Annotated in this window: 25 protein-coding genes and 2 pseudogenes; 13 read left to right on the plus strand and 14 right to left on the minus strand. The window is 70.5% G+C overall.

The annotated features are described in order from the left end of the window. Nucleotides 1-93: 93 nt before the first annotated feature. Nucleotides 94-288 carry a hypothetical protein gene (locus tag OHB41_RS06375; RefSeq protein WP_266696964.1) on the minus strand — a complete coding sequence of 65 codons (195 nt, stop codon included), beginning with the start codon at nucleotides 286-288 and terminating at the stop codon, nucleotides 94-96. A 231-nt stretch (nucleotides 289-519) separates the two neighbouring features. On the opposite strand from OHB41_RS06375, the gene OHB41_RS06380 reads away from it, so the two are divergent. The 4 genes and pseudogenes from OHB41_RS06380 to OHB41_RS06395 all read left to right on the plus strand — a co-directional run bounded on the left by OHB41_RS06380 (nucleotide 520) and on the right by OHB41_RS06395 (nucleotide 2,112). Further along, entirely contained in the window at nucleotides 520-912 is a 393-nt protein-coding gene (locus tag OHB41_RS06380; RefSeq protein WP_323138357.1) for an excalibur calcium-binding domain-containing protein, read from the plus strand. Between the two features lie 88 nt (nucleotides 913-1,000). Continuing rightward, complete coding sequence (locus OHB41_RS06385; protein ID WP_266696965.1) at nucleotides 1,001-1,678, plus strand: Stk1 family PASTA domain-containing Ser/Thr kinase; 678 nt, start codon at nucleotides 1,001-1,003, stop codon at nucleotides 1,676-1,678. A gap of 83 nt (nucleotides 1,679-1,761) precedes the next feature. Further along, nucleotides 1,762-1,973: pseudogene (locus OHB41_RS06390) on the plus strand (IS630 family transposase); the annotation flags it as partial. Further along, the gene (locus tag OHB41_RS06395; protein WP_266706562.1) at nucleotides 1,969-2,112 is read left to right on the plus strand and encodes an integrase; all 144 of its coding nucleotides are present in this window, start codon (nucleotides 1,969-1,971) and stop codon (nucleotides 2,110-2,112) included. The pseudogene OHB41_RS06390 and the gene OHB41_RS06395, both read left to right, overlap by 5 nt. Nucleotides 2,113-2,171: 59 nt before the next feature. Here OHB41_RS06395 and OHB41_RS52275 read toward each other — a convergent pair whose 3' ends face one another. Continuing rightward, the gene (locus OHB41_RS52275) at nucleotides 2,172-2,444 is read right to left on the minus strand and encodes a DUF6368 family protein (protein WP_353962904.1); all 273 of its coding nucleotides are present in this window, start codon (nucleotides 2,442-2,444) and stop codon (nucleotides 2,172-2,174) included. Nucleotides 2,445-2,518: 74 nt separating this feature from the next. Between OHB41_RS52275 and OHB41_RS06400 the strand changes: the two genes are divergently transcribed. The 5 genes and pseudogenes from OHB41_RS06400 to OHB41_RS06420 all read left to right on the plus strand — a co-directional run bounded on the left by OHB41_RS06400 (nucleotide 2,519) and on the right by OHB41_RS06420 (nucleotide 8,712). After that, complete coding sequence (locus tag OHB41_RS06400; protein ID WP_266696966.1) at nucleotides 2,519-3,316, plus strand: transglutaminase domain-containing protein; 798 nt, start codon at nucleotides 2,519-2,521, stop codon at nucleotides 3,314-3,316. Nucleotides 3,317-3,723: 407 nt separating this feature from the next. Next, complete coding sequence (locus OHB41_RS06405) at nucleotides 3,724-5,139, plus strand: IS701 family transposase (RefSeq protein ID WP_266696967.1); 1,416 nt, start codon at nucleotides 3,724-3,726, stop codon at nucleotides 5,137-5,139. A 133-nt stretch (nucleotides 5,140-5,272) separates the two neighbouring features. Continuing rightward, nucleotides 5,273-5,537, plus strand: a pseudogene (locus OHB41_RS52560) (helix-turn-helix domain-containing protein); the annotation flags it as partial. A 207-nt stretch (nucleotides 5,538-5,744) separates the two neighbouring features. Then, nucleotides 5,745-6,305: a histidine phosphatase family protein gene (locus OHB41_RS06415; RefSeq protein ID WP_266696969.1), complete on the plus strand. Its 561-nt coding sequence runs from the start codon at nucleotides 5,745-5,747 to the stop codon at nucleotides 6,303-6,305. Nucleotides 6,306-6,687: 382 nt separating this feature from the next. Beyond that, the gene (locus OHB41_RS06420; RefSeq protein ID WP_266696970.1) at nucleotides 6,688-8,712 is read left to right on the plus strand and encodes an NPCBM/NEW2 domain-containing protein; all 2,025 of its coding nucleotides are present in this window, start codon (nucleotides 6,688-6,690) and stop codon (nucleotides 8,710-8,712) included. A 359-nt stretch (nucleotides 8,713-9,071) separates the two neighbouring features. On the opposite strand, the gene OHB41_RS06425 is transcribed toward OHB41_RS06420, so the two are convergent. After that, nucleotides 9,072-10,031 (minus strand): ROK family protein, encoded by a 960-nt coding sequence (locus OHB41_RS06425; RefSeq protein WP_266696971.1) that lies wholly within the window; start codon nucleotides 10,029-10,031, stop codon nucleotides 9,072-9,074. 150 nt (nucleotides 10,032-10,181) lie between these two features. Between OHB41_RS06425 and OHB41_RS06430 the strand changes: the two genes are divergently transcribed. Further along, the gene (locus tag OHB41_RS06430; RefSeq protein ID WP_266696972.1) at nucleotides 10,182-11,291 is read left to right on the plus strand and encodes a LacI family DNA-binding transcriptional regulator; all 1,110 of its coding nucleotides are present in this window, start codon (nucleotides 10,182-10,184) and stop codon (nucleotides 11,289-11,291) included. Between the two features lie 605 nt (nucleotides 11,292-11,896). Here the strand turns inward: OHB41_RS06430 and OHB41_RS06435 are convergent. Beyond that, a complete protein-coding gene (locus OHB41_RS06435) occupies nucleotides 11,897-13,201 on the minus strand; it encodes a DUF6986 family protein (RefSeq protein WP_266696973.1) in 1,305 nt (434 codons plus the stop codon). A 180-nt stretch (nucleotides 13,202-13,381) separates the two neighbouring features. On the opposite strand from OHB41_RS06435, the gene OHB41_RS06440 reads away from it, so the two are divergent. Beyond that, nucleotides 13,382-14,284, plus strand: a complete 903-nt coding sequence (locus OHB41_RS06440) for an endonuclease/exonuclease/phosphatase family protein (protein ID WP_266696974.1) — start codon at nucleotides 13,382-13,384, stop codon at nucleotides 14,282-14,284. A 57-nt stretch (nucleotides 14,285-14,341) separates the two neighbouring features. Here OHB41_RS06440 and OHB41_RS06445 read toward each other — a convergent pair whose 3' ends face one another. The 5 genes from OHB41_RS06445 to OHB41_RS06460 all read right to left on the minus strand — a co-directional run bounded on the left by OHB41_RS06445 (nucleotide 14,342) and on the right by OHB41_RS06460 (nucleotide 17,584). Next, nucleotides 14,342-15,304, minus strand: a complete 963-nt coding sequence (locus tag OHB41_RS06445; protein ID WP_266696975.1) for an electron transfer flavoprotein subunit alpha/FixB family protein — start codon at nucleotides 15,302-15,304, stop codon at nucleotides 14,342-14,344. Nucleotides 15,305-15,378: 74 nt separating this feature from the next. Next, nucleotides 15,379-16,164 carry an electron transfer flavoprotein subunit beta/FixA family protein gene (locus OHB41_RS06450; protein ID WP_266696976.1) on the minus strand — a complete coding sequence of 262 codons (786 nt, stop codon included), beginning with the start codon at nucleotides 16,162-16,164 and terminating at the stop codon, nucleotides 15,379-15,381. Nucleotides 16,165-16,373: 209 nt separating this feature from the next. Next, entirely contained in the window at nucleotides 16,374-16,883 is a 510-nt protein-coding gene (locus tag OHB41_RS06455) for a flavin reductase family protein (RefSeq protein WP_266696977.1), read from the minus strand. A gap of 80 nt (nucleotides 16,884-16,963) precedes the next feature. Then, nucleotides 16,964-17,044 (minus strand): putative leader peptide, encoded by an 81-nt coding sequence (locus OHB41_RS52280; protein WP_351724552.1) that lies wholly within the window; start codon nucleotides 17,042-17,044, stop codon nucleotides 16,964-16,966. 126 nt (nucleotides 17,045-17,170) lie between these two features. After that, complete coding sequence (locus tag OHB41_RS06460) at nucleotides 17,171-17,584, minus strand: TlpA family protein disulfide reductase (RefSeq protein WP_266705700.1); 414 nt, start codon at nucleotides 17,582-17,584, stop codon at nucleotides 17,171-17,173. 75 nt (nucleotides 17,585-17,659) lie between these two features. Between OHB41_RS06460 and OHB41_RS06465 the strand changes: the two genes are divergently transcribed. Next, on the plus strand, nucleotides 17,660-18,076 hold the full coding sequence (locus OHB41_RS06465; protein ID WP_266696978.1) for a DUF4395 domain-containing protein: 417 nt from the start codon (nucleotides 17,660-17,662) through the stop codon (nucleotides 18,074-18,076). A gap of 187 nt (nucleotides 18,077-18,263) precedes the next feature. Then, on the plus strand, nucleotides 18,264-18,992 hold the full coding sequence (locus tag OHB41_RS06470) for a lysophospholipid acyltransferase family protein (protein ID WP_266696979.1): 729 nt from the start codon (nucleotides 18,264-18,266) through the stop codon (nucleotides 18,990-18,992). A 4-nt stretch (nucleotides 18,993-18,996) separates the two neighbouring features. Here OHB41_RS06470 and OHB41_RS06475 read toward each other — a convergent pair whose 3' ends face one another. The 5 genes from OHB41_RS06475 to OHB41_RS06495 form a co-directional block, all read right to left on the minus strand. Then, the gene (locus tag OHB41_RS06475) at nucleotides 18,997-19,689 is read right to left on the minus strand and encodes a B3/B4 domain-containing protein (RefSeq protein WP_266696980.1); all 693 of its coding nucleotides are present in this window, start codon (nucleotides 19,687-19,689) and stop codon (nucleotides 18,997-18,999) included. Nucleotides 19,690-19,711: 22 nt separating this feature from the next. Next, nucleotides 19,712-20,284: a transglutaminase domain-containing protein gene (locus OHB41_RS06480; protein ID WP_266696981.1), complete on the minus strand. Its 573-nt coding sequence runs from the start codon at nucleotides 20,282-20,284 to the stop codon at nucleotides 19,712-19,714. A 96-nt stretch (nucleotides 20,285-20,380) separates the two neighbouring features. Continuing rightward, nucleotides 20,381-21,454, minus strand: coding sequence for a threonine aldolase family protein (locus OHB41_RS06485; protein WP_266696982.1), 1,074 nt, complete (start codon nucleotides 21,452-21,454; stop codon nucleotides 20,381-20,383). Continuing rightward, entirely contained in the window at nucleotides 21,451-22,197 is a 747-nt protein-coding gene (locus tag OHB41_RS06490) for an SDR family NAD(P)-dependent oxidoreductase (protein WP_266696983.1), read from the minus strand. Before OHB41_RS06490 ends, OHB41_RS06485 begins: the two co-directional genes overlap by 4 nt. A 35-nt stretch (nucleotides 22,198-22,232) precedes the next feature. Then, nucleotides 22,233-23,630: a DUF6421 family protein gene (locus OHB41_RS06495; RefSeq protein WP_266696984.1), complete on the minus strand. Its 1,398-nt coding sequence runs from the start codon at nucleotides 23,628-23,630 to the stop codon at nucleotides 22,233-22,235. Nucleotides 23,631-23,718: the final 88 nt, after the last annotated feature.

The raw sequence follows: 23,718 nt of genomic DNA on the forward strand, positions 1-23,718 counted from the left end.
TGCCACGGAAACCAGCCCCTGATGAGGGAGCCGAACGGCGCGTCGCCGACACCCCGCCGCGGGGGCACCGGCGCCGCGCGCGGGCTGCTCGGCTCAGCCGTTCCGGTCCGGCGTGGAGTCGTCCGTGGCCAGGCTGTCGCTGCTGAGTGTGTGGTCGACGGAGCTGAGCGTGTCGTCGACGTGCAGGTCACCGAGGGCGCTGCTGTCGAGGGCGTGGGACGGGGTGATCGCCGCGACGACGAACCCGGTGGCGAGGGAGGCGATGGCCAGCATGCTGCGCTTCTTCATGCCCGGTTCAACTCCGAAACCGGCGGCGGGTCACGGCCCGGTGACGACAAGTCACGGCTCGGTCACGCAAAATCCGCTCGCACGTTCCGGACACATTCACGCTACTAGCGTCATCCCACTCGAAACACCCCAGGGGGGACGACATGACCAATCCGTACAACGCGGGCCCCACCGGTGGGCCGCCGCCCGCCGACGTCCGCATCGCACCGGGCTGGGCGCGCAAACTACGTCGTGCCCGCGCTCGCCGTGTCCCTTCTCGTCGGGGTCGGTATCGGCAACAGCGGTGGGGGCTCCACCGAGCCGGCCGCGGCCCGGACCCGGCCGACACCCACCGTCACCGCCACCGCCACGGAGACCGCGACCGAGACGGTCACCGCGGCACCCTCCGCCACCGTGACGGTACGGGCGACGAGGACCGTACGCGCGACGGTCACCGCACGGCCGGCCGCCGCGGGCGGCGGCAGCGACGACAGCGGCGGAAGTGGTGGCAGCGGCGGCGGAAGCGCCGTGTACTACGAGAACTGCACCGCCGCGCGTGCGGCGGGTGCCGCTCCCGTGCACGTCGGGGACCCCGGCTACGGCCGCCATCTCGACCGTGACGGCGACGGGGTGGGCTGCGAGTGAGGAGCCACGGCCACGCGTGACACCCGGAACCACCCGTCCGTCACGGGTCGATGACGTTCGGCCCGGCAACCCACCGTGTGCCGTTTCGATGCTGTTCAGTGTATTCCGTCTGCACCAGCACCACTTGGGGGAATACGTGCGCACCCGGATCATCAGTGCCATTCTGCTCACGGTCGGCGTCGGCGGTTTCGTCGCCTGTCAGCCGACGGACGACGGCAAGGCCACGGGCACCTCGACTCCGACCGCCGCGGCCTCGACGCCGAAGGACGGCAAACCGACAGCGGCCGAACGGAAGACAGTGCCCGACTTCGTCGGCATGGGCCTGCAGTCCGCTCAGGACAAGGCACAGAAGCAGGGCTTCCGCTCGCTGAAGTCGCACGACTCGCTCGGCCGGGACCGCCACCAGATCCTCGACCGGGACTGGAAGGTCTGCACACAGAACCTGAGGGCCGGCACGACGGCCGGCACCGACACGACACTGGACTTCGGCGCGGTGAAGGTCGCCGAGACCTGCCCGGCGAAGGATGTGCCGGCCCCGTCCACGGCGGGCGGGAAGATTCCGGACTTCACGGGGAAGTCGGTGAAGGCGGCGCGGGCGGCGCTCGACTCGGGCACGTCGTTCACGGTCAAGGACGCGTCCGGCTCGCACCGTTGGATCCTGGTCGAGAGCAACTGGAAGGTGTGCACCCAGTCTCCGGCCGCCGGCGCCGCACTCCGAGGCCAACCCGTGGAGCTCACAGCGGTCAAGTTCGACGAGCCCTGCTAGCGCTGTGATTGCACAGGTTCACCGGGGCGGCGGTCGTAGCGGTTGGACGGGTGCTGGCATCCGATCCGACTGCTGGAGGCGCGGTGGCCGAGCCTGTCCGTGTGCACAGACTGACCGACCAGGAGGGGCGGAGGCTGCAGCAGATCGTGCGCCGGGGCAGCACGAGTTCGGTTCGCTACCGGCGGCGACGATGCTGCTGCCGGCCTCGGCGGGCGGGAACCGGGTGCCGGTGATCACCCAGCTGGTGCAGTCCAACGCGGACACGGTCCGGGATGTGCTCCACGCGTTCAATGACCCGGACCCTGCACGCCTGCCTCGGCTGGCGCAACGTCAGCGCCCGCCACCGCGACGCCCTGGCCGCCGAACGCAAGGAACGCGCCCGCATCCGCGGCGAGAAGGCATTCGCTGGGGATACCGACCCGCTCGCGGCATGATCAGGCAACAGGGCGAACGTTCCAGGTCACAGCACCACCTCCGCGGCGGTCTGTCCGGGCTACTTGACCAGCCGGAAGGCGGGATGCCCAGCCCAGGCCCGCAGGAACTCCACCGTTCCCGGCGCCATCCAGTCGTCGTCCGCGATCCCCAACACCCCCGGAAGGCCGGCGACGACCGAGGCCTGTCCGTCCTGCAGCTCGCGGTCAGAGCACTGGCGAACACGTCGAGCACAGCGCAGCGCGGTGCCGTGCCTTGCCGTGCGTACCGTGCCGTGCCTCCCGTGCCCAGCAGTTGAGCGCAGGGCAGCGCGGGACAACCGCGCACGCACCACAGTTGAACGTGTTCAAATTCTCTGTCACGATACTTCTCGTCACCCGGAGGGTGCCGGACGAGAGGACCACGGTCATGACGAGCTCGCTTCTCACGCCCCGAGGCCGTACCCGCACCGGCACGACCGGCGGCGGAACGGCGGCGGGGAGCACGGCCCCGACACGGATCCTCGACTGGCGGCATCCTCAGGTCACCTCGTTGCTCCGGCGCATCGGTACGCAGGCGGCCCCGGTGGGCGCCTCAGGTGTTGCCCACCGGAGGGAGGCCCTGCGTCAGGCCCACCGACGGATCGTCGCGGACGTGCGGCCCGTGTACTCGGTGCAGGACGAGCGGCCCGTGTCGGAGGTGCTTCGCCGCGGCCGCGGATCGTGCAGCCAGCGGCTGGCCGTGCTCGAGGCCGTCGCGCGGGCGTCCGGGGTGGCCACGCGCGTGCGCGGCCTGCTGGTGGACGGGACGTTCTGGTATCCGCGCTTTCCGCGGTTGCACCGGATCGTCCCCGACCAGGTACTGCTCGCGTGGCCGGAATTCCACCTCGAGGGCCTGCCGTCGGCCGACCACCCCACCGCGCCCTGGTTGGCGGCCTCGGAACTCTTCGGCGGCCTGGACGAGTTGAGCGCAGGACACGGCGGCGGCTTCACCAACGCCGGCGCGGAGACGCTCTTCGAGGCGTTGTCCAGGACGGCGGTCGACTGGGACGGCGCGACGGCCTGCCCCGCCACCGGCCCCGCCTGCGACCTCTCGGCCTATGTCCTGGCGGATCTCGGTCACTTCGACTCGCGCGACGAACTCTTCGCCCGGCACGGCCAGACCCTCTGCCCGATGGCGCGGGTCCTGGCCGAGCCCGTCCTGGGCCGCCGCCCGGCAGGCGTCTAGGGCGTGTTGCGAAAGTCCCGTCGTCCGTCCGGAGGGCGGGCCTCGCGGCGTCTGGTGCGTGCTCTCGGCGTGCCGGGCGGAAGCCCGCGTACTGGACGTACCCGGGTTTTCGCCCGGTGCGGCGAGAGGGCGTGCCAGGCGCCGCGAGGCAGGCGGGACTTTCGCAACACGACCTAGCGGGCGACCGGGAGGCGCCATCGCCCCGGGTCGACCCTCGGCCGGCATCGGGACGCTGCGAAGACAGCCCAGACGTCTCCCCAGCCCCTGCCAGGACTGGCTCAACGGCCAACCCACAGCGCCTATTAGGCAGAAAGGGGCCCCCGCTAGCGGTAGTTTGTTGACGGCGGTTCAGGGCCGTAATAGGCCGGTAGCAGAGGAACGTCGCCTCGCTGCTCGGGGAGCTTGTGATGACCCGTCGTGTTCCGTGTCCACCCGCTCCGGGCCCGCTGGAAGCCTACGCCGCACGCTTCGATGACCTGTTCTCCACACTGGCACAGCGCCGTGGGTTCCGCGAGTACCTCGTGGGGCTGCTGTTGCCACGAGACCGCAACAAGACGCTGACCTGCCTGGCCGGCACCGAGCCCATCGCAGGTGCCCAGCATGCTTCGGTACAGCGGCTCCAATTTTTCCTCTCCGAGTCGACGTGGGACCAGGAGCAGGTCAACGCCCGCAGGGTGGCACTGCTGCTGGCGGGCTCCGTGACCACGCCGCACTCGGGCGGCGTGCTGGTGATCGACGATTCAGGCGACCGCAAGGACGGAAAGGCGACCGCGCACATCGGCCGGCAGTGGCTGGGCCGGCTGGGCAAGACCGACAACGGCATCGTCACCGTGACCACCTGCTGGGCAGACGAAAACCTCTGCTACCCCCTGCACGCCGTGCCCTACACCCCCGCCCATCACTTCCCCAAAGGCAGGAGCGACCCCAGTTTCCGTACGAAGCTGCAGATCGCCGCCGAACTGGCCCGCACAGCCAAGGCCACCGGAATAGCCTTCCGAGCGGTGGCTGCCGACTGCGCCTACGGCGACCAGGACAGTTTCCGCAGCCAACTCGCCGCGGCCGGACTGCCGTTCGTCATGGCCCTCAAACCAAGCCACGGCACCTGGGCCTACGGAAAAGACGCCTACACCCCCGCCGATGCCGCCCGCGCCCTGACCTGGACAGACCCCCTGCACCCAGGCGACTGGACTGCTGTCGAGCGGACCTTCCGCGACGGGCACACCGAAACCTGGTGGGCAGCAGACGCCCGTCTCGGCTGGTGGGGCCCCGACGGAAACGTCCGCCTGGTCGTGGCCACCACCAACCCGGCCACCCTGCCCGCACAGTCCACCTGGTACCTGGCCACCGACCTGCCCCGCCCCGGCGGCCCCCGAGAGGCCGACAGCCCCGAACCCGCCGCCGACCTGCACGAAGTCGTCCGGATCTACGGCATCCGACACTGGATCGAGCAGAGCTCCAAACAAGTCAAGGACGAACTCGGCTGGGCGGACTTCCAGGTCCGCTCCGACACTGCGATCCGGCGCCACCAGACCCTCGTGAACTGCGCATTCAGCTTCTGCTGGAACACCTGGTTCGCCCCACCCACGCCCCCTGCAACCGACCAGCCACCCCAACTTGACCAACTGTCAGACCCGTTAGAGAGGGGGAGAACCCGGGCCCCAGCAGCCCCAGCCGGCCTCCTGGCCCCAGGCACTCCGGGCCGTCCGTGGCTGGCTGACGCCCTGGGCCACGCTGCAACGCTACTGGCGGGCATGGTCGAGGAGGCCCCCGCCCCCAGCACTCCAGGAACTGATCGACACCGTCGGCAGCGGCAGACCCATTGATCTCTACTGCCCGGTTTAACAAACCACCGCTAGCGCTCTGACCGCATTGGTTCGCCGGGTTGGTGGTCGGGGCGGTTGAATGTGCGGTGACGTCCGATCGGAGTGCTGGGGGTGCGGTGGCTGAGCCTGTCGCGTGCGCGGGTTGACTGACCAGGAGGGGCAGAAGCTGCAGCAGATCGTGCGCCGGGGCAGCACCAGTTCGGTGCGCTTCCGACGCGCGATGATGCTGCTGGCGTCTGCCGGCGGGAACCGGGTCCCGGTGATCGCCCAACTGGTGCAGGCCGACGAGGACACCGTCCGGGATGTGATCCACCGGTTCAATGAGATCGGCCTGGCCTGCCTGGACCCTCGATGGGCGGGAGGCCGTCCCCGCCTTCTCAGTACTAACGACGAGTTCACCATCGCGAACTCCGACCACCGCAACCACACCGTGCAGACCCGGGCCCTGCAGTCCCATCTGCGTTGGCGCAATATGAATGCCCGTCACCCCGACGTGCTGGCAGCCCAGCGCCGCGAGCGGGCCCGTATCCGAAGCGAGAAGGGCATCGGCTGGGGAGGCCGCCCACTCGCCGAAGCGGCCTGACCCACCGAGAAGAGAGCCTCCGATGGCAGTAGAGATCATCTACGAGACTCATTCCACCACCACCGACAACCAGGCGGGCATCGCTACCGGCTGGCTCCCGGGCCGGCTCTCGGAACTGGGCCGTCGCCAGGCCGGGGAACTAGGCGAGCGCCGACGCGGCGACGCGCTCGCGGCCGTGTTCACCTCCGACCTTCATCGCGCCGTGGAAACCGCCCGGATCGCGTTCCCCGGCGGCAAGCCCGCGATCCATCAGGACATCCGACTACGCGAGTGCAACTACGGCGACCTCAACGGAACATCCGCCATCCTCATCGCCGCCCAACGGGCCCGCCGGATCGACGAGCCCTTCCCAGGCGGACAGAGCTACCGCCAGGTCCTGGCGGCCACCGACGCATTCCTCCATGACCTGGCCACAGACTGGGACGGCTGCCGGATCCTGCTGATCGCCCACTCGGCCAACCGATGGGCTCTGGACTGTCTGCTCACCGGAGCATCACTGGATGACCTGCTCGAAGCCCCACCTGCGTGGCGCCCGGGCTGGCGCTACACGCTTCCCGCCTACTGGCCTGCCCCAACCCGGTGAACCTTGTGAGTCACGGCACTAGCGGCCTTCGGTCGGCGGGCGGGTCTGCGTGTCAGCGAAGGGCGACGTCGCGTCGGGTTCAAGTCACCCTGCGCCGATGGAGTTTCACCAGGACCTCCGATGTCCCGGCGCGCCTTCGCATACGGCCATGCCCTCCGGGCGACGGCTGCGCCACGCACCCCCTCCGAGCGCCAACCAACACAACCGAACGCGAGGTTCGGATCCCCTCCCCACACTGTGGCGCCGTCAAGGGTTCTGACGGGATATCGGACAGTTCTCGCCCTCCTCTTCCAACAGACTCAGACACGTCCTACCGTAAACGCGCACGCTTGTCGCGGACATGCAGACATCTCGTCTTTCGCGAGCTCGGAGGAACGTAACGATGCGTCACCTTCACACCCGCACAACCCGCAGCAGATTGGTCGGAGCGCTCGTCGCAGGACTGTTGTGTACGACCGGTCTCGCCACACCGGCCCTGGCCTCCCCCGGCCTGGCCCCGGCCCCGGTCGACGGTCTCGCTCTCACCCCGCCGATGGGCTTCAACAACTGGAACTCCACGCACTGCCGCGAGGAGTTCAACGAGAGCATGGTCAAGGGGATCGCCGACCTCTTCGTCGAGAAGGGCCTCAAGGAGGCCGGGTACCAGTACGTCAACCTGGACGACTGCTGGGCCCTGCCCTCCCGGGACGCGGACGGCAAGCTGGTCGCGGATCCGGCCCGGTTCCCCGACGGGATCAAGGCGGTCGCCGACTACGTGCACGCCAAGGGGCTCAAGCTCGGCGTCTACACCAGCGCCGGCACGAAGACGTGCGACAGCGCGGGCTTCCCAGGCGCCCTGGGCCACGAGTACAGCGACGCCCGGCAGTTCGCGGACTGGGGCGTCGACTACCTCAAGTACGACAACTGCAACAACCAGGGCGTGGACGCCAAGCTGCGGTACACGACCATGCGGGACGCGCTGCGGGCCGCCTCCCGGGAAACCGGGCGCCCCATCGTCTACAGCATCTGCGAGTGGGGGGAGAACAAGCCCTGGGAATGGGCGTCGGACGTCGGACAGCTGTGGCGCACGACCGGGGACATCAGCGACAACTGGGGCTCGATGCTGTCGATCCTCAAGCAGAACCTGCCCCTTGCCCCGTACGCCGGTCCCGGGCACTGGAACGACCCGGACATGCTGGAGGTCGGCAACGGCGGGATGACCGACACCGAGTACCGCTCGCACTTCTCTCTGTGGTCGGTCATGGCCGCACCGCTGCTCATCGGCTCCGACCTGCGCAAGGCGACCCCCGCCACCTTCGACATCCTCGCCAACAAGGACGTCGTGGCGGTCGACCAGGACCCGCTCGGCAAACAGGGCACCGTGCTCTCCTCCGAGGGCGGACGCTGGGTGATCGCCAAGGAGATGAAGGACGGCAGCCGGGCGGTGGCGCTCTTCAACGAGACCGGCAGCGCACAGCGCATCGCCACCACGGCGGCGGCCGTGGGACTGCCGGCCGCTCCCGCCTACACCCTGCGCGACCTGTGGCAGCACCGGACCTACAACACCGCGGGCGGCATCTCCGCGACCGTCCCCGCGCACGGCACGGTGCTCCTGCGCGTCTCGGCCGGACACGGCTGGGCCGAGCAGCCGCCCGCCGTCGAACTCGGTCTGGGCGGGGCCCCGTTGGTGGAAGCGGGGAGCCCGGCGACCCTGACGACGACGGTCACGGACCTCGGCCGCACGACGGCGCGCCAGGTCGCCGTGACGCTCGGCGGGCCCGCGGACTGGACGATCAGGGCGGCGTCACCAACCACCGCGCCGACGGTGCCGACCGGCCGTTCGCTGCGCACGAAGTGGCGGCTCACCGTGCCCGAGGGCACCGCCACCGGATCGTACGACCTGACGCTGCGGGCGACGTACCGCTCGCCGCGCGGCGTGCGCGTCGAGACCGTGCTGCCCGTGACGGCCTCCGTGGTCGTGCCTCCCCCCTCCGGCGTCTCCTCCCTCGGCGACCTGCCATGGATGTCGGCGGCCAACGGGTACGGCCCCGTCGAGCGCAACACCAGCAACGGCGAGAGCGCCGCGGACGACGGTCATCCGATCACCGTCGGCGGTGTCGTCCATGCCAAGGGTCTCGGTGTGCACGCCGCGAGCGCCGTCGAGTACTACACCGGCAAGAAGTGCGAGACCGTCACCGCGGACGTCGGAGTCGACGACGAGAAGGGCGACAAGGGCACCGTCGCCTTCGAGATCTGGGCGGACGGCACCGAGGTCGCCTCGACCGGGGTGCTCACCAACACCATGCCCGCGCGGCCGCTCTCGGCCGACGTGAGCGGCGCCCAGGTGGTCCGCCTGGTCGTCACCGACGGCGGCGACGGGATCGACTCGGACCACGCCGACTGGGCCGACGCGCAGCTGACCTGCTGAGCGGCCCGATGACCCGCTGAGCGGCCCGACCGCGACGACCGGAAGGCCGGTCGGCCACCGGGTCGGCCGAGTGGGTGGGCGGCTCTCCCGGAAGGGTGAGCCGCCCACCGGCCTCTCGACCGCGTGAACGACGTGACCGACCGGCACACCGAACCGGCCGGCACACCGGACCGGCCGACACACCGAACCGACCGGCACACCGAACCGACCGACAAACCGAACCGACCGACACACGGATCCGACAGGCTGACCGGGCCCAAGGGCCGACCGGAGAACCGCGTCACCGACTGCCGCGGCGACCGGACCCCGACCGGTCATCCCGACCGGTCACCCCGTTCCACGCACCCGGCCCGCGGCTCTCAGCCGCCGACCCGCGCGGCCGTCTCGTTCGGCTGCTTGCGGAGCGCGGCCGCCGCCGCGCCGACCAGACCGGCGTCCGTGCCCATCAGCGCGGGCGCCACGGTCAGCCGCCGCACGAAGGACAGCGTCGCGTAGTCGCCCAGCGCCTTGCGCAGCGGATCGAGGAGCACGTCGCCCGCCTTGCCGACACCGCCCCCGATGACGGCGATGTCGATCTCGACCAGGGTCGCGGTGGCCGCGATGCCCGCCGCGAGCGCCCTGGCCGCCCGCTCGAAGGAGGCCACCGCCACCGGATCGCCCGCGCGGGCGGCGTGGGCCACCGCGGCGGCCGAGGTGTCGCCGTCGGGTCCGGGCCGCCAGCCGCCCTCCAGGGCGCGCCGAGCGATGTTCGGACCGCTCGCGATGCGCTCCACGCAGCCACGGGAGCCGCACGGGCAGAGGTCGCCGTCGAGGTCCACGCTGATGTGCCCGATGTGGCCCGCGTTGCCGGTGGGGCCCGCGTGCAGCTGTCCGTTCAGGACGAGGCCGCCACCGACTCCCGTCGACACCACCATGCACAGCGCGTTGTCGTGACCGCGGGCGGCGCCCTGCCAGTGCTCGGCCGCGGTGATGGCGACGCCGTCGCCGATCAGCTCGACGGGCAGACCCCCCGTGGCCTTGCGGACCCGCTCGACCAGCGGGTAGCCACGCCAGCCCGGCACGTTCACGGGGCTCACGGTGCCCGCCGAGGCGTCCACCGGGCCCGCGCTGCCGATGCCGACGGCCGCGGCCCTGCTCCACAGCGGGGAGAGAGTGAGCTCACCGACCACGGCCTCCACGGCCCCCATGACGGTGTCGCCGTCCTCCTGCGCGGGCGTCGCGCGCTGCGCGCGCAGCACGATCCCGCCGCGGCCGTCCACGAGCGCTCCGGCGATCTTGGTGCCGCCGATGTCGAGCGCGGCCACGAGGTCGGTGTGCATCAGTGTCAGTTCTCCTGGTGAACCTTGCGAAACAGGGCGGACCGGTCTCGCGATGGGGAGCGCAGGCCGGAGAATGCGGTGAACAGTGTCTCCCGCATCTGACAACGTTGTCCAGGCTCTATGCTCGACGCCACATCCTCATACATCCCCATGGACCGTCGCATCACCGGGGACGACAGGAACGACCGCATCCCCGTGGACGACAGGACAGGACAGCACATCGTGGCAGAGACCGCCCGCCGATCCGAGAACCGTTACGGCAACCGCCCGACCATGAAGGACGTGGCGGCGCGTGCCGGCGTGGGTCTCAAGACGGTCTCACGCGTGGTCAACGGCGAGCCGGGCGTGACCCCGGACACCGAGCGCCGGGTCCAGGAGGCCATCGACGCGCTGGGTTTCCGGCGCAACGACAGCGCGCGGGTGCTCCGCAAGGGCCGCACCGCGAGCATCGGCCTCGTCCTGGAGGACCTCGCGGACCCGTTCTACGGCCCGCTCAGCCGCGCGGTGGAGGAGGTGGCCCGTGCCCACGGGGCGCTGCTCATCAACGGCTCCAGCGCCGAGGACCCGGAGCGTGAGCAGGAGCTGGTCCTCGCCCTGTGCGCGCGCCGGGTGGACGGCCTGGTCGTCATTCCCGCCGGTGACGACCACCGCTACCTCGAACCCGAGATCAAGGCGGGCGTGGCCACCGTGTTCGTGGACCGCCCGGCGGGACAGATCGACGCCGACGTGGTCCTCTCGGACAGTTTCGGCGGGGCCCGGGACGGCGTGACCCATCTGATCGACCACGGTCACCGCCGGATCGGCTTCATCGGTGACATGCCCCGCATCCACACCGCCGCCGAGCGGCTGCGCGGCTATCGCGCGGCCATGGAGGACGCGGGCATAGCGGTCGAGCCCGCCTGGATGTCCCTGGGCGTCACGGACCCCGAGCGGGTTCGTGACGCGGCGGAGGAGATGCTCTCGGGCGACTCCCCGGTCACCGCGATCTTCGCGGGCAACAACCGTGTGACGGTCACCGTGGTCCGGGTCCTCGCCGAGCACGGACGTCCCGTCGCCCTGGTCGGTTTCGACGACATCGAGCTCGCGGACCTCCTCCAGCCGGGTGTCACAGTCGTCGCCCAGGACGCCGCCGCCCTCGGCCGCACCGCCGCCGACCGCCTGTTCCGCCAGCTCGACGGCACCCTCCTCACCCCGGAACGCATCGAGCTGCCGACCCGTCTGATCACCCGCGGCTCGGGTGAACTGCCGCCCTCGGCCTGAGCCGTGGCCGTCCGCACCCGCGCGTCCTCCGAGCGCCCGGTCCCGCCGCGACACCTCTCGCGCACCCGCCGGGTCACCCGGGTGCGTGGCCCGAAGGCACCGACTCCCCGATGGTGAGCGGCTGTTGCCACTGACGCGCCGGATGTACGAGCGTCACGTGCCGATCCTCGCGGCCGGTTCCCACACCGGCCCCGCCCGACTCCGGTTCAGGACGGCCCGGTACGGGGTGGGCGGCACGGTCACCCTGTGCGGGCACGCGTCGGGAACACCACGGCCGGCGTCTCGGGCCGGGTGAGCCGGAGTGGGCACGTGTCCGTGTCGCTCGTCCACCCGCCGGGCGTGCTGCGTGAGTGGTGCCTTGCCGCCGCCCGTCCGCCGGGAAGCGCGGGGCACGCCGAGCCGTCGTGCGGGACACCGCGGCGGCCCACGTAGGCGGTCGGCTGTTCGCCGAGGAGGGGCTCACCACGGCGTCCGGACCGGCGAGGTACACGTCGACAGGCCGGGGCTGCCCTCCGTGTCCTCCGGAGGGCGCCCCGTCGGCGGTTCCCCCCCCCCGTTGCCCGCGTTCCCCGCGCGGCCCGAGCCGGCGTAGCCCGCGGAACGCTCTACTTCGCCGAGGCGGTCAGGTCTCCGCGCCTCGGCGCGGCGAAACCCTCCAGGTCCGCCCGCGTCAGACCCGCCAGCCGGGCCACCTCCGCGATGTTCAGGGCGCCGCAGTCCAGACCGCGCAGAAGGTAACCGCTGAGCGCCTTGGCGGTGGCGGGTTCGTCCATGACGTCGCCGTCGGTGCGGTTGGCGTAGCGGGCCAGGCGCCCGGCGGCCTGCTCGAAGCCCTCGCGGTAGAAGGCGAACACGGCCGCGTAGCGGGTCGGGATGTGGCCCGGGTGCATGTCCCAGCCCTGGTAGTAGGCGCGGGCCAGGGCGCGGCGGGTGAGGCCGTAGTGCAGTCGCCAGGCGTCGTGCACCTTCTCCGTCGGGCCGACCGGCAGCACGTTCGTGGAGCCGTCCGAGACACGTACGCCGGTGCCGGCGGCGGCGACCTGCATAATCGCCTTGGCGTGGTCGGCGGCCGGGTGGTCACTGGCCTGGTGGGCGGCGCTGACGCCGAGGCAGGCGCTGTAGTCGAAGGTGCCGTAGTGCAGACCCGTGGCGCGGCCCTCGGCGGCCTGGATCATCCGGGCGACGGTCGCGGTGCCGTCGGTCGCCAGGATCGACTGGCTGGTCTCGATCTGGATCTCGAAGCCGATCCGCCCGGGGGTGAGACCGCGCGCCTTCTCGAACTCCTCCAGCAGCCGCACCATCGCGGTGACCTGCTCCGCGTACGTCACCTTGGGGAGGGTGAGGACCAGCCCGTCGGGCAGGCCGCCCGCGTCCATCAGACCGGTGAGGAAGACGTCGAGCGTACGGATCCCCCGACGCCGGACCGATGCCTCCATGCACTTCATGCGGATACCCATGTACGGAGCCGCCGTACCGTCGGTGTACGCCTGTGCGATCAGCCGGGCCGCGCGCGCCGCCGCCTCGTCCTCCTCGGCGTCCGGACGCCGGCCGTAGCCGTCCTCGAAGTCGACGCGCAGGTCCTCGATGGGCTCCCGCTCCAGCTTGGCCCGTACCCGGTCGTACACGGGCCCGGCGAGGTCGTCCGCGAGGCCGAGGACCGCGGCGAAGGAGGCGGCGTCGGGGGCGTGCTCGTCGAGGGCCGCGAGTGCCCGGTCGCCCCAGGAGCGGACGGTCTCGGCGGTGAACGCGTCCGCGGGGACGTACACGGTGTGGACGGGCTGCCGGGTGCCGGGGTCTCCGGGGTAGCGGCGCTCCAGTTCGGCGTCGACCGGGGCGAGGGAGGCGCTGATCTCCTCGCTGACGGCGCCCGCGAGGCTCGTCGCCACGTTCTCCTGCTGGCCCTTGCCCATCCCGCACCCTCCTGTTTTCCGCTTCACGGAATCAACAATCCGTAGAGCGAAGTTATCCGTGGCGCTTCCCGGTGGTCAACACCTGTCCGCACCCTGGTCCGTCGCCTTCTCTCCTGCCCCGTGCCTTCTTTCGCGCACCGCCCCGCACCCCTCATGCTGGCCGTGCGGGGAGGGGATCACATGTCGAACATCCGCCGGGTGACCCGGCGACTGGGCCTGCGGACCGCGGTGGCCGCCGCGCTGACCGTGCCCCTGCTCGGGTCGGCGTCCGCGTCCGCCGGCCGCGGCGACGGTGGCGGTGGCCGGCGACTGGACGTCATGACGTTCAACCTGCGCTTCGCGAGCACCGCCGAGCCGCACAGCTGGGCCGCGCGCCGTCCGGTGATGCGCGAGCTGCTGCGCCGGGCGGCTCCGGACGTCATCGGCACCCAGGAGGGCCTCTTCCCGCAGTTGCGCGACATCGCGTCCGACCTCGGACGGCGTTACGACTGGATCGGCACCGGCCGCGCGGGAGGCAGCCGTGACGAGTTCGCGGCGGTCTTCTACGACACCGAACGCCTCGCCCCGGCCGCGTACGACCACTTCTGGCTCTCCGACACACCCGAAGTGATCGCCTCGAACACCTGGGGCGGTTCCCACATCCGCATGGTCACCTGGGTCCGCTTCCGTGATCTGCACGCCGACGGGCGGGAGTTCTACGTCCTCAACACCCATCTGGACAGCGGGAGCCAGTACGCACGCGTGCGTGCCGCCGCGCTGATCGGGCAGCGGATCGCCGGTCTCGACCGCGCCCTGCCGCTCGTGGTGACCGGCGACTTCAACAGCGCCGCTCACAGGAACCCGGTCTACGGCGCGATGCTGGACGCCGGTCTCGTCGACACCTGGGACACCGCGGCCGAGCGCGGCGCCCCGTACGCCACCTTCCACGGCTACGGACCACTGCGGCCAGACGGCGACCGCATCGACTGGATCCTCGCCACGCCCGGCGTGCGCGCGGACCGGACGGAGGTCGACACCTTCTCCCTGAACGGGCGGTACCCGAGCGACCACCTGCCCGTGCGGGCGACACTGCGCCTGGGATGAACCGAGGCCCCCGTGACCGCGCGGGCGGTCACGGGGGCCTCGTACGGCCGGACTCGATCAGCCCTTGCGGGTCTTGATCTCGTCGGTGAGCTGGGGGACGACTTCGAAGAGGTCGCCGACGACGCCGTAGTCGACGAGGTCGAAGATCGGGGCTTCGGCGTCCTTGTTGATCGCGACGATCGTCTTCGACGTCTGCATGCCGGCGCGGTGCTGGATGGCCCCGGAGATACCGGAGGCGATGTACAGCTGCGGGGAGACGGACTTGCCGGTCTGGCCGACCTGGTTGGAGTGCGGGTACCAGCCGGCGTCCACCGCCGCGCGCGAGGCGCCCACGGCCGCGCCGAGGGAGTCGGCGAGGTTCTCGATGACCGAGAAGTTCTCGGCGCCGTTGACCCCACGGCCGCCGGAGACCACGATCGCGGCCTCGGTCAGCTCGGGACGGCCCGTCGCCTCACGCGGCGTACGCGCGGTGACCTTGGTACCGGTGGCCTTCTCAGAGAACGACACCGTGAGGGCCTCGACCGCGCCGGCGGCCGGGGCGGCCTCCACAGCGGCGCTGTTGGGCTTGACCGTGATCACCGGGGTGCCCCTGGAGACACGGGACTTGGTGGTGAAGGAGGCGGCGAACGCGGACTGCGTGGCGACCGGACCCCCGTCACCGGCCTCCAGATCGACCGCGTCGGTGATGATGCCCGAGCCGACACGGACGGCGAGGCGGGCCGCGATCTCCTTGCCCTCGGCGGAGGACGGAACGAGGACGGCGGCCGGGGACACGGCCTCGTACGCGGCCTGCAGCGCGTCCACCTTCGGCACGACCAGGTAGTCGGCGTACTCGGCGGCATCATGCGTGAGGACCTTCACCGCGCCGTGCTCGGCGAGCACCGCGGCGGTGTTCTCGGCACCGGAGCCGAGGGCGACGGCGACGGGCTCGCCGATACGGCGGGCCAGCGTCAGCAGTTCCAGAGTGGGCTTGCGGACGGCGCCGTCCACGTGGTCGACGTAGACGAGAACTTCAGCCATGGGACTTCTTCTCTCCTGCTAACAAAGATGAGGGACGGTCGGCGTGTCGGGGTTCAGCGGGCCTCGAACGGGCCTCAGATGAACTTCTGGCCCGCGAGGAACTCGGCGAGCTGCTTGCCGCCCTCGCCCTCGTCCTTGACGATCGTGCCGGCGGTACGCGCCGGGCGCTCGGTGGCGGAGTCCACCTTCGTCCAGGAACCCCCGAGACCGACCTCGTCCGCCTCGATCTCCAGGTCCTCCAGATCCCAGGACTCCACCGGCTTCTTCTTCGCGGCCATGATGCCCTTGAACGACGGGTAACGCGCCTCACCCGACTGGTCGGTCACCGACACCACCGCCGGCAGCGACGCCTCCAGCTGCTCGGAAGCGGCGTCACCGTCACGGCGGCCCCTGACCACCGCGTCCTCGACGGACACCTCGGACAGCAGCGTGACCTGCGGGACACCCAGACGCTCCGCGAGCAGCGCCGGCACGACACCGGCGGTGCCGTCGGTGGACGCCATACCGGAGATGACCAGGTCGTAACCGGCCTTCTCGATCGCCTTCGCCAGCACCAGCGACGTACCGATGACATCCGTGCCGTGCAGACCGTCGTCCTCGACATGGATCGCCTTGTCCGCGCCCATCGACAACGCCTTGCGCAGCGCGTCCTTCGCGTCCTCGGGACCCACGGTCAGCACGGTGACCTCCGCGTCGTCCGCCTCGCCGGCGATCTGCAGCGCCTGCTCCACCGCGTACTCGTCGAGCTCCGAGAGCAGACCGTCCACATCGTCACGGTCGACGGTCAGGTCATCGGCGAAGTGCCGGTCGCCAGTGGCGTCGGGCACATACTTCACAGTGACAACGATCCTCAAGCTCACGCCGGCTCTCCTACTGCATCGTCATTTCTGGGCTGCCTTCTTTCAGGCAGCATAGGCGCCTGAAGCGGCCGATCCCGGTCGGGGCGGCCCGCGCTCCGAACGAAATATTACTCGCCAGTACATCCAGTTCCTGCCCACTGAGCAAGCGCTTTGCACTGTGACCTTGGCAACGCTGTGTAACCGACGAGTAGGTTCGAAAAGGGGCCGGGTCAGTCGCGCAGACCGTTGAACCTGCCCTGGTGGTACAGGAGCGGGCGCCCGGCGCCCGAGGGGTCACCGAGGACGACCTCGGCCAGCACGATGCGGTGGTCCCCGGCCGGTACCCGAGCGACGATCCGGCACACGAGCCAGGCCAGCACGTCGTCGAGGACGGGAACGCGTTCGGGCCCCGCGCGCCACCGGGTGGGCGCGCCGAAGCGGTCCGCGCCGCTCCTGGCGAAGGTGGCGGCCAACTCCCGCTGGTGCTCGCCGAGTATGTGCACACCGACGTGGTCGGACTCGGAGATCGCGGGCCAGCTCGACGCGCCGGAGCCGACGCCGAAGGAGATGATCGGCGGTTCCGCCGAGACCGACGTGAGCGAGGTGGCGGTGAAACCGACCGGGCCCCCGCCGCCCTGGGCCGTGATCACGGCGACACCGGCGGCGTGCCGCCGGAAGACGGAGCGCAGCAGTTCGGGCGAGGCGAGCTGATAGGTGCCGAGACCGGGCGTGGCCGTCATGGAGTTGTCCTCACTGCGAGAGGTGTCGTGGGGGTCCCCCGCTCGGACGGCGCCGAGGGCGGGAGAGGGTCCGCGGGTGCTCAACAGACCGGACAGCACGCACTGGCGGTGCGGGCCAGGTCCACGTGGACACGCTCGAAGAGAAGGAGTTCCGGGGGCATACGGTCAGGCTGACGATAGGTGGCCCGTGCAGTCAAGTGCGGTCGGGCCTTTGGGAGCTGTCTCACCGTCGCCTCACGGGTGGACGGAGTCGGTCCGGGCCGGCCGGGTCCCGGCGATCCGCCGGGTCACACGGCCTCACCGAGCGCCGCGATCACATCCGCCTTGCGCGGCTGGCCGGTCGCGCGGCGCACGATCCGTCCTTCGGCGTCCAGCACGAGCACGGTCGGCGTCTTGAGGATGTCCAGTTCGCGGACGAGGTCGAGGTGGTCCTCGGCGTCGATCTCGACATGGGACACGCCGGGCACCAGTCCGGCGACCTCGGCGAGCACCCTCCGGGTGGCCCGGCAGGGGGCACAGAAGGCGCTGGAGAACTGGACGAGCGTGGCCCGTTCGCCGAGCCCCTCCCCCAACTCCGCCGCGCCGAGACGCTTTCCGCCGTCGCGTCCGCGCACTCTCACCCTCCCGCTCCGCCGCCGGTGCAGCAGTCCGTATCCGCTCGCCGCGGCGAGCACCAAGAGGCACACCACAAGTCCGCTCATCATGTGCACAAGCATTCATGAGACCGCAAAGATTCCCGGGGCCGCGGATCGCCCCGGCTGCGGAATGCTTGCTTCATGGACATCGATGTGAGGGGGCCGCGGCTCGGCGCGGCCGTGACGGCCGTCGTCCTGGCGGTCGTGCTGATCACCGGCAGCGCCTGGCTACTGGCCTGGCAGACACTGGCGTTCGCGCTGGGCGCGGCGGGAGGCGTGGCGCGCTCGCCGTACGGCATGCTGTTCAAGACCGCCGTACGTCCCCGGATCGGGCCGCCGACGGAGTTCGAGGCGCCGGAGCCACCGCGGTTCGCCCAGGCGGTCGGGCTGGCGTTCGCGGCGGTGGGGCTGATCGGTTACACGGTGGGGCCCGACTGGCTGGGGCTCGCGGCGACCGGTTGCGCGCTGGCGGCCGCGTTTCTGAATGCGGCGTTCGGGTACTGCCTGGGGTGCGAGATGTACCTGCTCGTACGCCGGGTTTCCGTACGCGTGCAGTAAAGGCGAGTTAAAAGACCGAGGTGGATCACGGGGACGACGTGACGAGGATCTCGCCGCCGCGTGGCACCAGGACTGGCCACTCGTCCGTTCTTCGGGCACGATCTGCGCAATGCCGTAAACCTACGGCTGCGTAACTTTCCCGCCGGGGGGACCCCTTCCCAGGCAGAGAGAAGGGTCCACCCCGTCCATGGCAGAGCTTGTCTACCGTCCCGTCGTCGGTCTCGCCCACACGTTGTTCAGGGCCTGGGACCTCAAGATCGACTGCAAGGGATCGGAGAACATTCCGCGCTCGGGCGGCGCCGTGCTGGTCAGCAATCACATCAGCTACCTGGACTTCATCTTCGACGGCCTGGCCGCCCTGCCGCAGAAGCGCCTGGTGCGTTTCATGGCGAAGGAGTCGGTGTTCCGGCACCGGATCTCCGGTCCGCTGATGCGGGGCATGAAGCACATCCCGGTGGACCGGAAGCAGGGGGAGACGGCCTATCAGCACGCGCTGGACTCGCTGCGCTCGGGCGAGATCGTCGGCGTCTTCCCCGAGGCGACCATCTCGCAGTCCTTCACACTGAAGAGCTTCAAGTCCGGTGCCGCGCGCATGGCTCAGGAGGCCGGCGTCCCGCTGATCCCGATGTCCCTGTGGGGCACCCAGCGCCTGTGGACCAAGGGCCACCCGCGCAACTTCAGGCGCAGCCACACCCCGATCACGATCCGGGTGGGCGAGCCGGTGGAGGCTCCGCAGGACCAGTACGCGGGCGCCATCACCCGGCGACTGCGCGAGCGTGTCCAGGAGCTCCTGGAGGCTGCGCAGCGCGCCTATCCCGTCCGCCCCAAGGGACCGGACGACACCTGGTGGATGCCCGCGCACCTCGGCGGCACGGCTCCGACCCCCGAAGAGGTCAAGGCGGCCGAGGCGCACTGAATCGTCACTCCGGGGCGTGCACCGTGACGCGTGCCCCGGGGCTGAACTTCTCCAGCAGGTCGGCGAGTTCGGCGGCCGCCGCCTCGACCCCGGCCACCGGCATCGGCGCGAGGCCTTCCAACAGGAAGATCGCGGAGGTGGACTCCTCCGTGAGACGGGTACGCGGCCCCTGGCGCCAGTTCCAGCGCCGGCAGGTCACACCGACCCCGTCGCACCACACCACTTCGCCCGCGTCCGGGCGCTCGACGGTCCCGGTGCCGCCCGCGACGGTCACGAACTCCTCGTCGCCCGTGGCCCGTACGAGCCGCATCCCGCCGCTGACGTGCTCGATGTCCTCACCGCCGACCGGGATCAGGTGGGCGACGCTGATCGCGTTGTAGAGGTCGACCAGCAGATTGATCCGGGGCAGTCCGGCGTCCGACAGGGCACGTCTGGCCAGTGCCTCCGCGGAGTTGCGGGTGCGCGAGGGCTTGGACCCGAAGGCCGTGTAGACCTCCCGCCAGGCCACCATGTGCGGGTCCTCGTGCGGGGCGCGGCCGCCCAGTCGCCCGGCCAGCCGGCGGGCAGCGTCGTCGAGCAGCGCCGAAGTCCCCTCGGTGCTCGGCCCGTTGGCGAGTCCGTACGCCTCGACGGCGACGTGGGTGAAGCCGGGCGCCAGGGCGCGCACCTCGTCGGACACGGTGAGCGTGAGAGTCATGATCCGCGGTGCCTGCCTTGCCTCAGAGTGCGGTGGGGAGCGTCTTCCAGAGATACGGCCGGTCGGGGGCGGCCCTGAGGGCGCTCAGCACGACCGGATGCGGTTCAGCGTACAGGACTGGGTAGTCCAGCTCATTGAACTCCGGGTCGGGCGTGAAGGCGAGCCGTTCGCCGTCCAGGGAGAACTGTGCGTCCACTCCCGGCTTGTTGCCGCGGGGGTCCTGCCGGTGCCAGGCCCCGTGGAACCGGACGGCCACCAGCCCGTGCACCTCGTCGAACTTCTGGTAGCAGAACGCCGTCGGGATGTCCTCGGCGCGCAACAGCGCGGCCAGGGCGTGCGCCTTCGCGTAGCAGATGCCGGTGCGCCGCTCCAGGACGTCGGAGGCGCGCCAGGTGACCCGCGGATCACCGGTGTCGTGCGAGTGCGGGATGGTGTCGCGCACGAATTCGAAGGCCGCACGCGCATAGGCATACGAGTCCACGGCCTCCATCGCGAGCCGGGCAGCCGTCTCCCGTACGAGGGGATGGCGGTGGTCGATCACCTCGTCGTCGGCCAGATAGGCGGAGAGGTCGGGGTTTTCCTGGATGAGCTCCATACCCGCAGAGCATAGGAATACGGCCGACCGCGAGTCAATGACTTTCCGGTCGACCGTATATCTATGCAATTCCTCACGAGAGGAGCACGATGCGCTCTAGTGGTGGGCCATCTCTTCCTTGAGCGCGGCCAGGAACCCGTCGACGTCGTCCTCGGTCGTGTCGAAGGAGCACATCCAGCGGACGTCGCCCGCGGCCTCGTCCCAGAAGTAGAAGCGGTACCGCTTCTGCAGCCGCTCGCTCACGTCGTGCGGGAGGCGGGCGAAGACCGCGTTGGCCTGGACCGGGTGGAGGATCTCCACGCCGTGCACCGAGCGCACGCCCTCGGCCAGTCGCTGGGCCATCCCGTTGGAGTGGCGGGCGTTGCGCAGCCACAGGTCCTTGGCGAGCAGCGCCTCCAACTGCACGGAGACGAAACGCATCTTGGAGGCCAGCTGCATGGAGAGCTTGCGCAGGTGCTTCATCTGCCGGACGGCGTCCTGGTTGAGGACGACGACCGCCTCCCCGTACAGCGCGCCGTTCTTCGTCCCGCCCAGGCTCAGGATGTCGACGCCGACCGCGTTGGTGAACGTCCGCATCGGGACGTCGAGGGAGGCGGCCGCGTTGGCTATCCGGGACCCGTCCAGGTGCACCTTCATGCCGTGCGCGTGGGCGTGGTCGCAGATCTCACGGATCTCGTCGGGCGTGTAGAGCGTGCCCAGCTCGGTGCTCTGGGTGATCGAGACGACCTGCGGCATGGCGCGGTGCTCGTCGTCCCAGCCGTACGCCTGCCGGTCGATCAGGTCGGGGGTGAGCTTGCCGTCGGGCGTGGGAACGGTGAGCAGCTTGAGGCCGCCCATGCGCTCGGGCGCACCGCCCTCGTCGACGTTGATGTGCGCGCTCTCGGCGCAGATCACCGCGCCCCAGCGGTCGGTGACCGCCTGGAGCGCGACCACGTTGGCTCCGGTGCCGTTGAAGACCGGAAAGGCCTCCGCGGTGGCACCGAAGTGGCTGCGGATGATCCTCTGGAGGTTCGCCGTGTAGTCGTCCTCGCCGTACGCGACCTGGTGTCCGCCGTTGGCCAGCGCCACCGCGGCGAGCACCTCGGGATGGGCGCCCGCGTAGTTGTCGCTGGCGAAGCCGCGGACGGCCGGGTCGTGGTGACGCCGGGCGTCGGTCTTCGGAGGGTTCACGGCTTCTCGGTCAGCCACAGACGTTTTCCGTTCACTTCACCGGCGGGCAGGTCCCAGACGCCTGCGATGGACTCGGCCAGCGCGTCGACGTCCGTGAAGCCCGCGAACTTCGCGTTCGGGCGCTCGGCGCGCATCGCGTCGTGCACCAGTGCCTTGACGACCAGGATGGCAGCCGCGGAGGTGGGACCCTCCTCGCCCCCCGCCTTACGGAAGAAGTCGGCCATGGCCAGCGTCCACGCCTCGGCTGCGGCCTTGCCCGCGGCGTAGGCGGCGTTGCCCGCGGTCGGCTTGCTCGCGGCCGCGGCGCTGATCAGGACGTACCGGCCGCGGTCGCTGCGCTGCAGCGCCTCGTGGAAGGCGAGGGAGGTGTGCTGCACGGTGCGGACGAGCAGCAGCTCCAGGAAGTCCCAGTCGTCGAGACTCGTCTTGGTGAAGGTCTCGCTGCCGCGCCAGCCGCCGACGAGGTGGACCAGACCGTCGACACGGCCGAAGTCCTTCTCGACGCGGGTGGCCCACTCGTGCGTCGACTGCAGGTCGAGCAGGTCGACGGTGTCCCCGACGACGGTGGCGCCGCCGTGCCCGTAGCGGGCCGCGTCCACGGCCTCCGCGAGCCGCTCGGGGTCGTTGTCCGAGCCGACGACGGTCGCGCCCGCGTCGGCGAGCCGGGCCAGCGTCGCGCGTCCGGCGGGTCCACCCGCGCCGGCCACCGCGATCACCGCACCGCTGAGAGCTCCGTTCGCCATCTTCTTCGCCTCCTGAGCGTCCTCGGCGCGGGCGCTCACGCGGCGGCCCGCTCGGCGCCGGCCGCGGTGATGCCCTTGGTGGAGGCGATCACGTTCTTCAGCTTCTTGGAGAGCGCCTCATAGAACATGCTCAGCGGAAACTCGTCCGGAAGCACGTCGTCCACGAGCTTACGCGGGGGCAGGCTCAGATCCAGGGCGTCCGGGCCCTTGGCCCAGCGCGATCCCGGGTGCGGGGCGAGGTAGGCGGAGACCAGCTCGTACGCCTTGAACCAGTGGACGAGCTTGGGGCGGTCGATGCCGGCCCGGTACAGGTCCTCGATCTCGGCGCACAGCTGGTTGGTGACCTGCGGGGCGCGCTGCCAGTCGATGTGCAGCTTGTTGTCGGTCCAGCGGACGACATCGTGCTTGTGCAGGTAGGCGAAGAGCAGCTGGCCGCCGAGGCCGTCGTAGTTGCGGACACGGTCACCGGTGACCGGGAAGCGGAACATCCGGTCGAAGAGCACCGCGTACTGCACGTCACGGCCGTGCTGGTGGTCCTCGGCCTCCAGTTTCACGGCCTCCTTGAAGGCGGTGAGGTCGCAGCGCAGCTCTTCGAGGCCGTACATCCAGAACGGCTGCCGCTGCTTGATCATGAACGGGTCGAAGGGCAGGTCGCCATGGCTGTGGGTGCGGTCGTGGACCATGTCCCACAGCACGAAGGCCTGCTCGCAGCGCTCCTGGTCGTCCACCATCGCGGCGATGTCCTCGGGCAGCTGGAGGCCCAGGACGTCCACGGCGGCCTCGGTGACGGCGCGGAAGCGGGCGGCCTCGCGGTCGCAGAAGATGCCGCCCCAGCTGAAGCGCGCCGGTGCCTCGCGCACGGCGATGGTCTCCGGGAAGAGGACGGCCGAGTTGGTGTCGTAGCCCGCCGTGAAGTCCTCGAAGGTGATCCCGCAGAACAGCGGGTTGTCGTAGCGGGTGCGCTCCAGCTCGGCCAGCCAGTCCGGCCAGACCATGCGCAGCACGACCGCCTCGAAATTGCGGTCCGGGTTGCCGTTCTGCGTGTACATCGGGAAGACCACCAGGTGCTGGAGGCCGTCCTCACGGTTCGCGGCGGGCTGGAAGGCGAGCAGCGAGTCCAGGAAGTCGGGAACCTGGAAGCCCCCGTCGGCCCAGCCGCGGAGATCCTTCACGAGCGCCTCGTGGTAGGCCGCGTCGTGCGGCAGCAGCGGGGCGAGCCGCTCGACGGCGTCTATCGCCCGGCGTACGGCGAGATCGACGTCGGCGGCATCCGGGGCGCCCTCCGCCTCGAAGTCGATCGAGCCGTCCTTGGACTGCCATGGCCGGATCTCCTCCACGGCATCCTTGAGCACGGGCCAAGCCGGGTGCTCCACCACCCTGCCCACGGGAGGAACCTGCTCCTCCATACCCACCTGCACAAGAATTTCCGTCATGTCTCATCCTCCACGGGAGAACCTCGCGTATGCACACCGTATGTAAATGAGGTTCCTTCTCGCAAGGGGAGTCTCGATAGATTATCCT

Source organism: Streptomyces sp. NBC_01571, assembly GCF_026339875.1.
GTDB lineage: Bacteria > Actinomycetota > Actinomycetes > Streptomycetales > Streptomycetaceae > Streptomyces.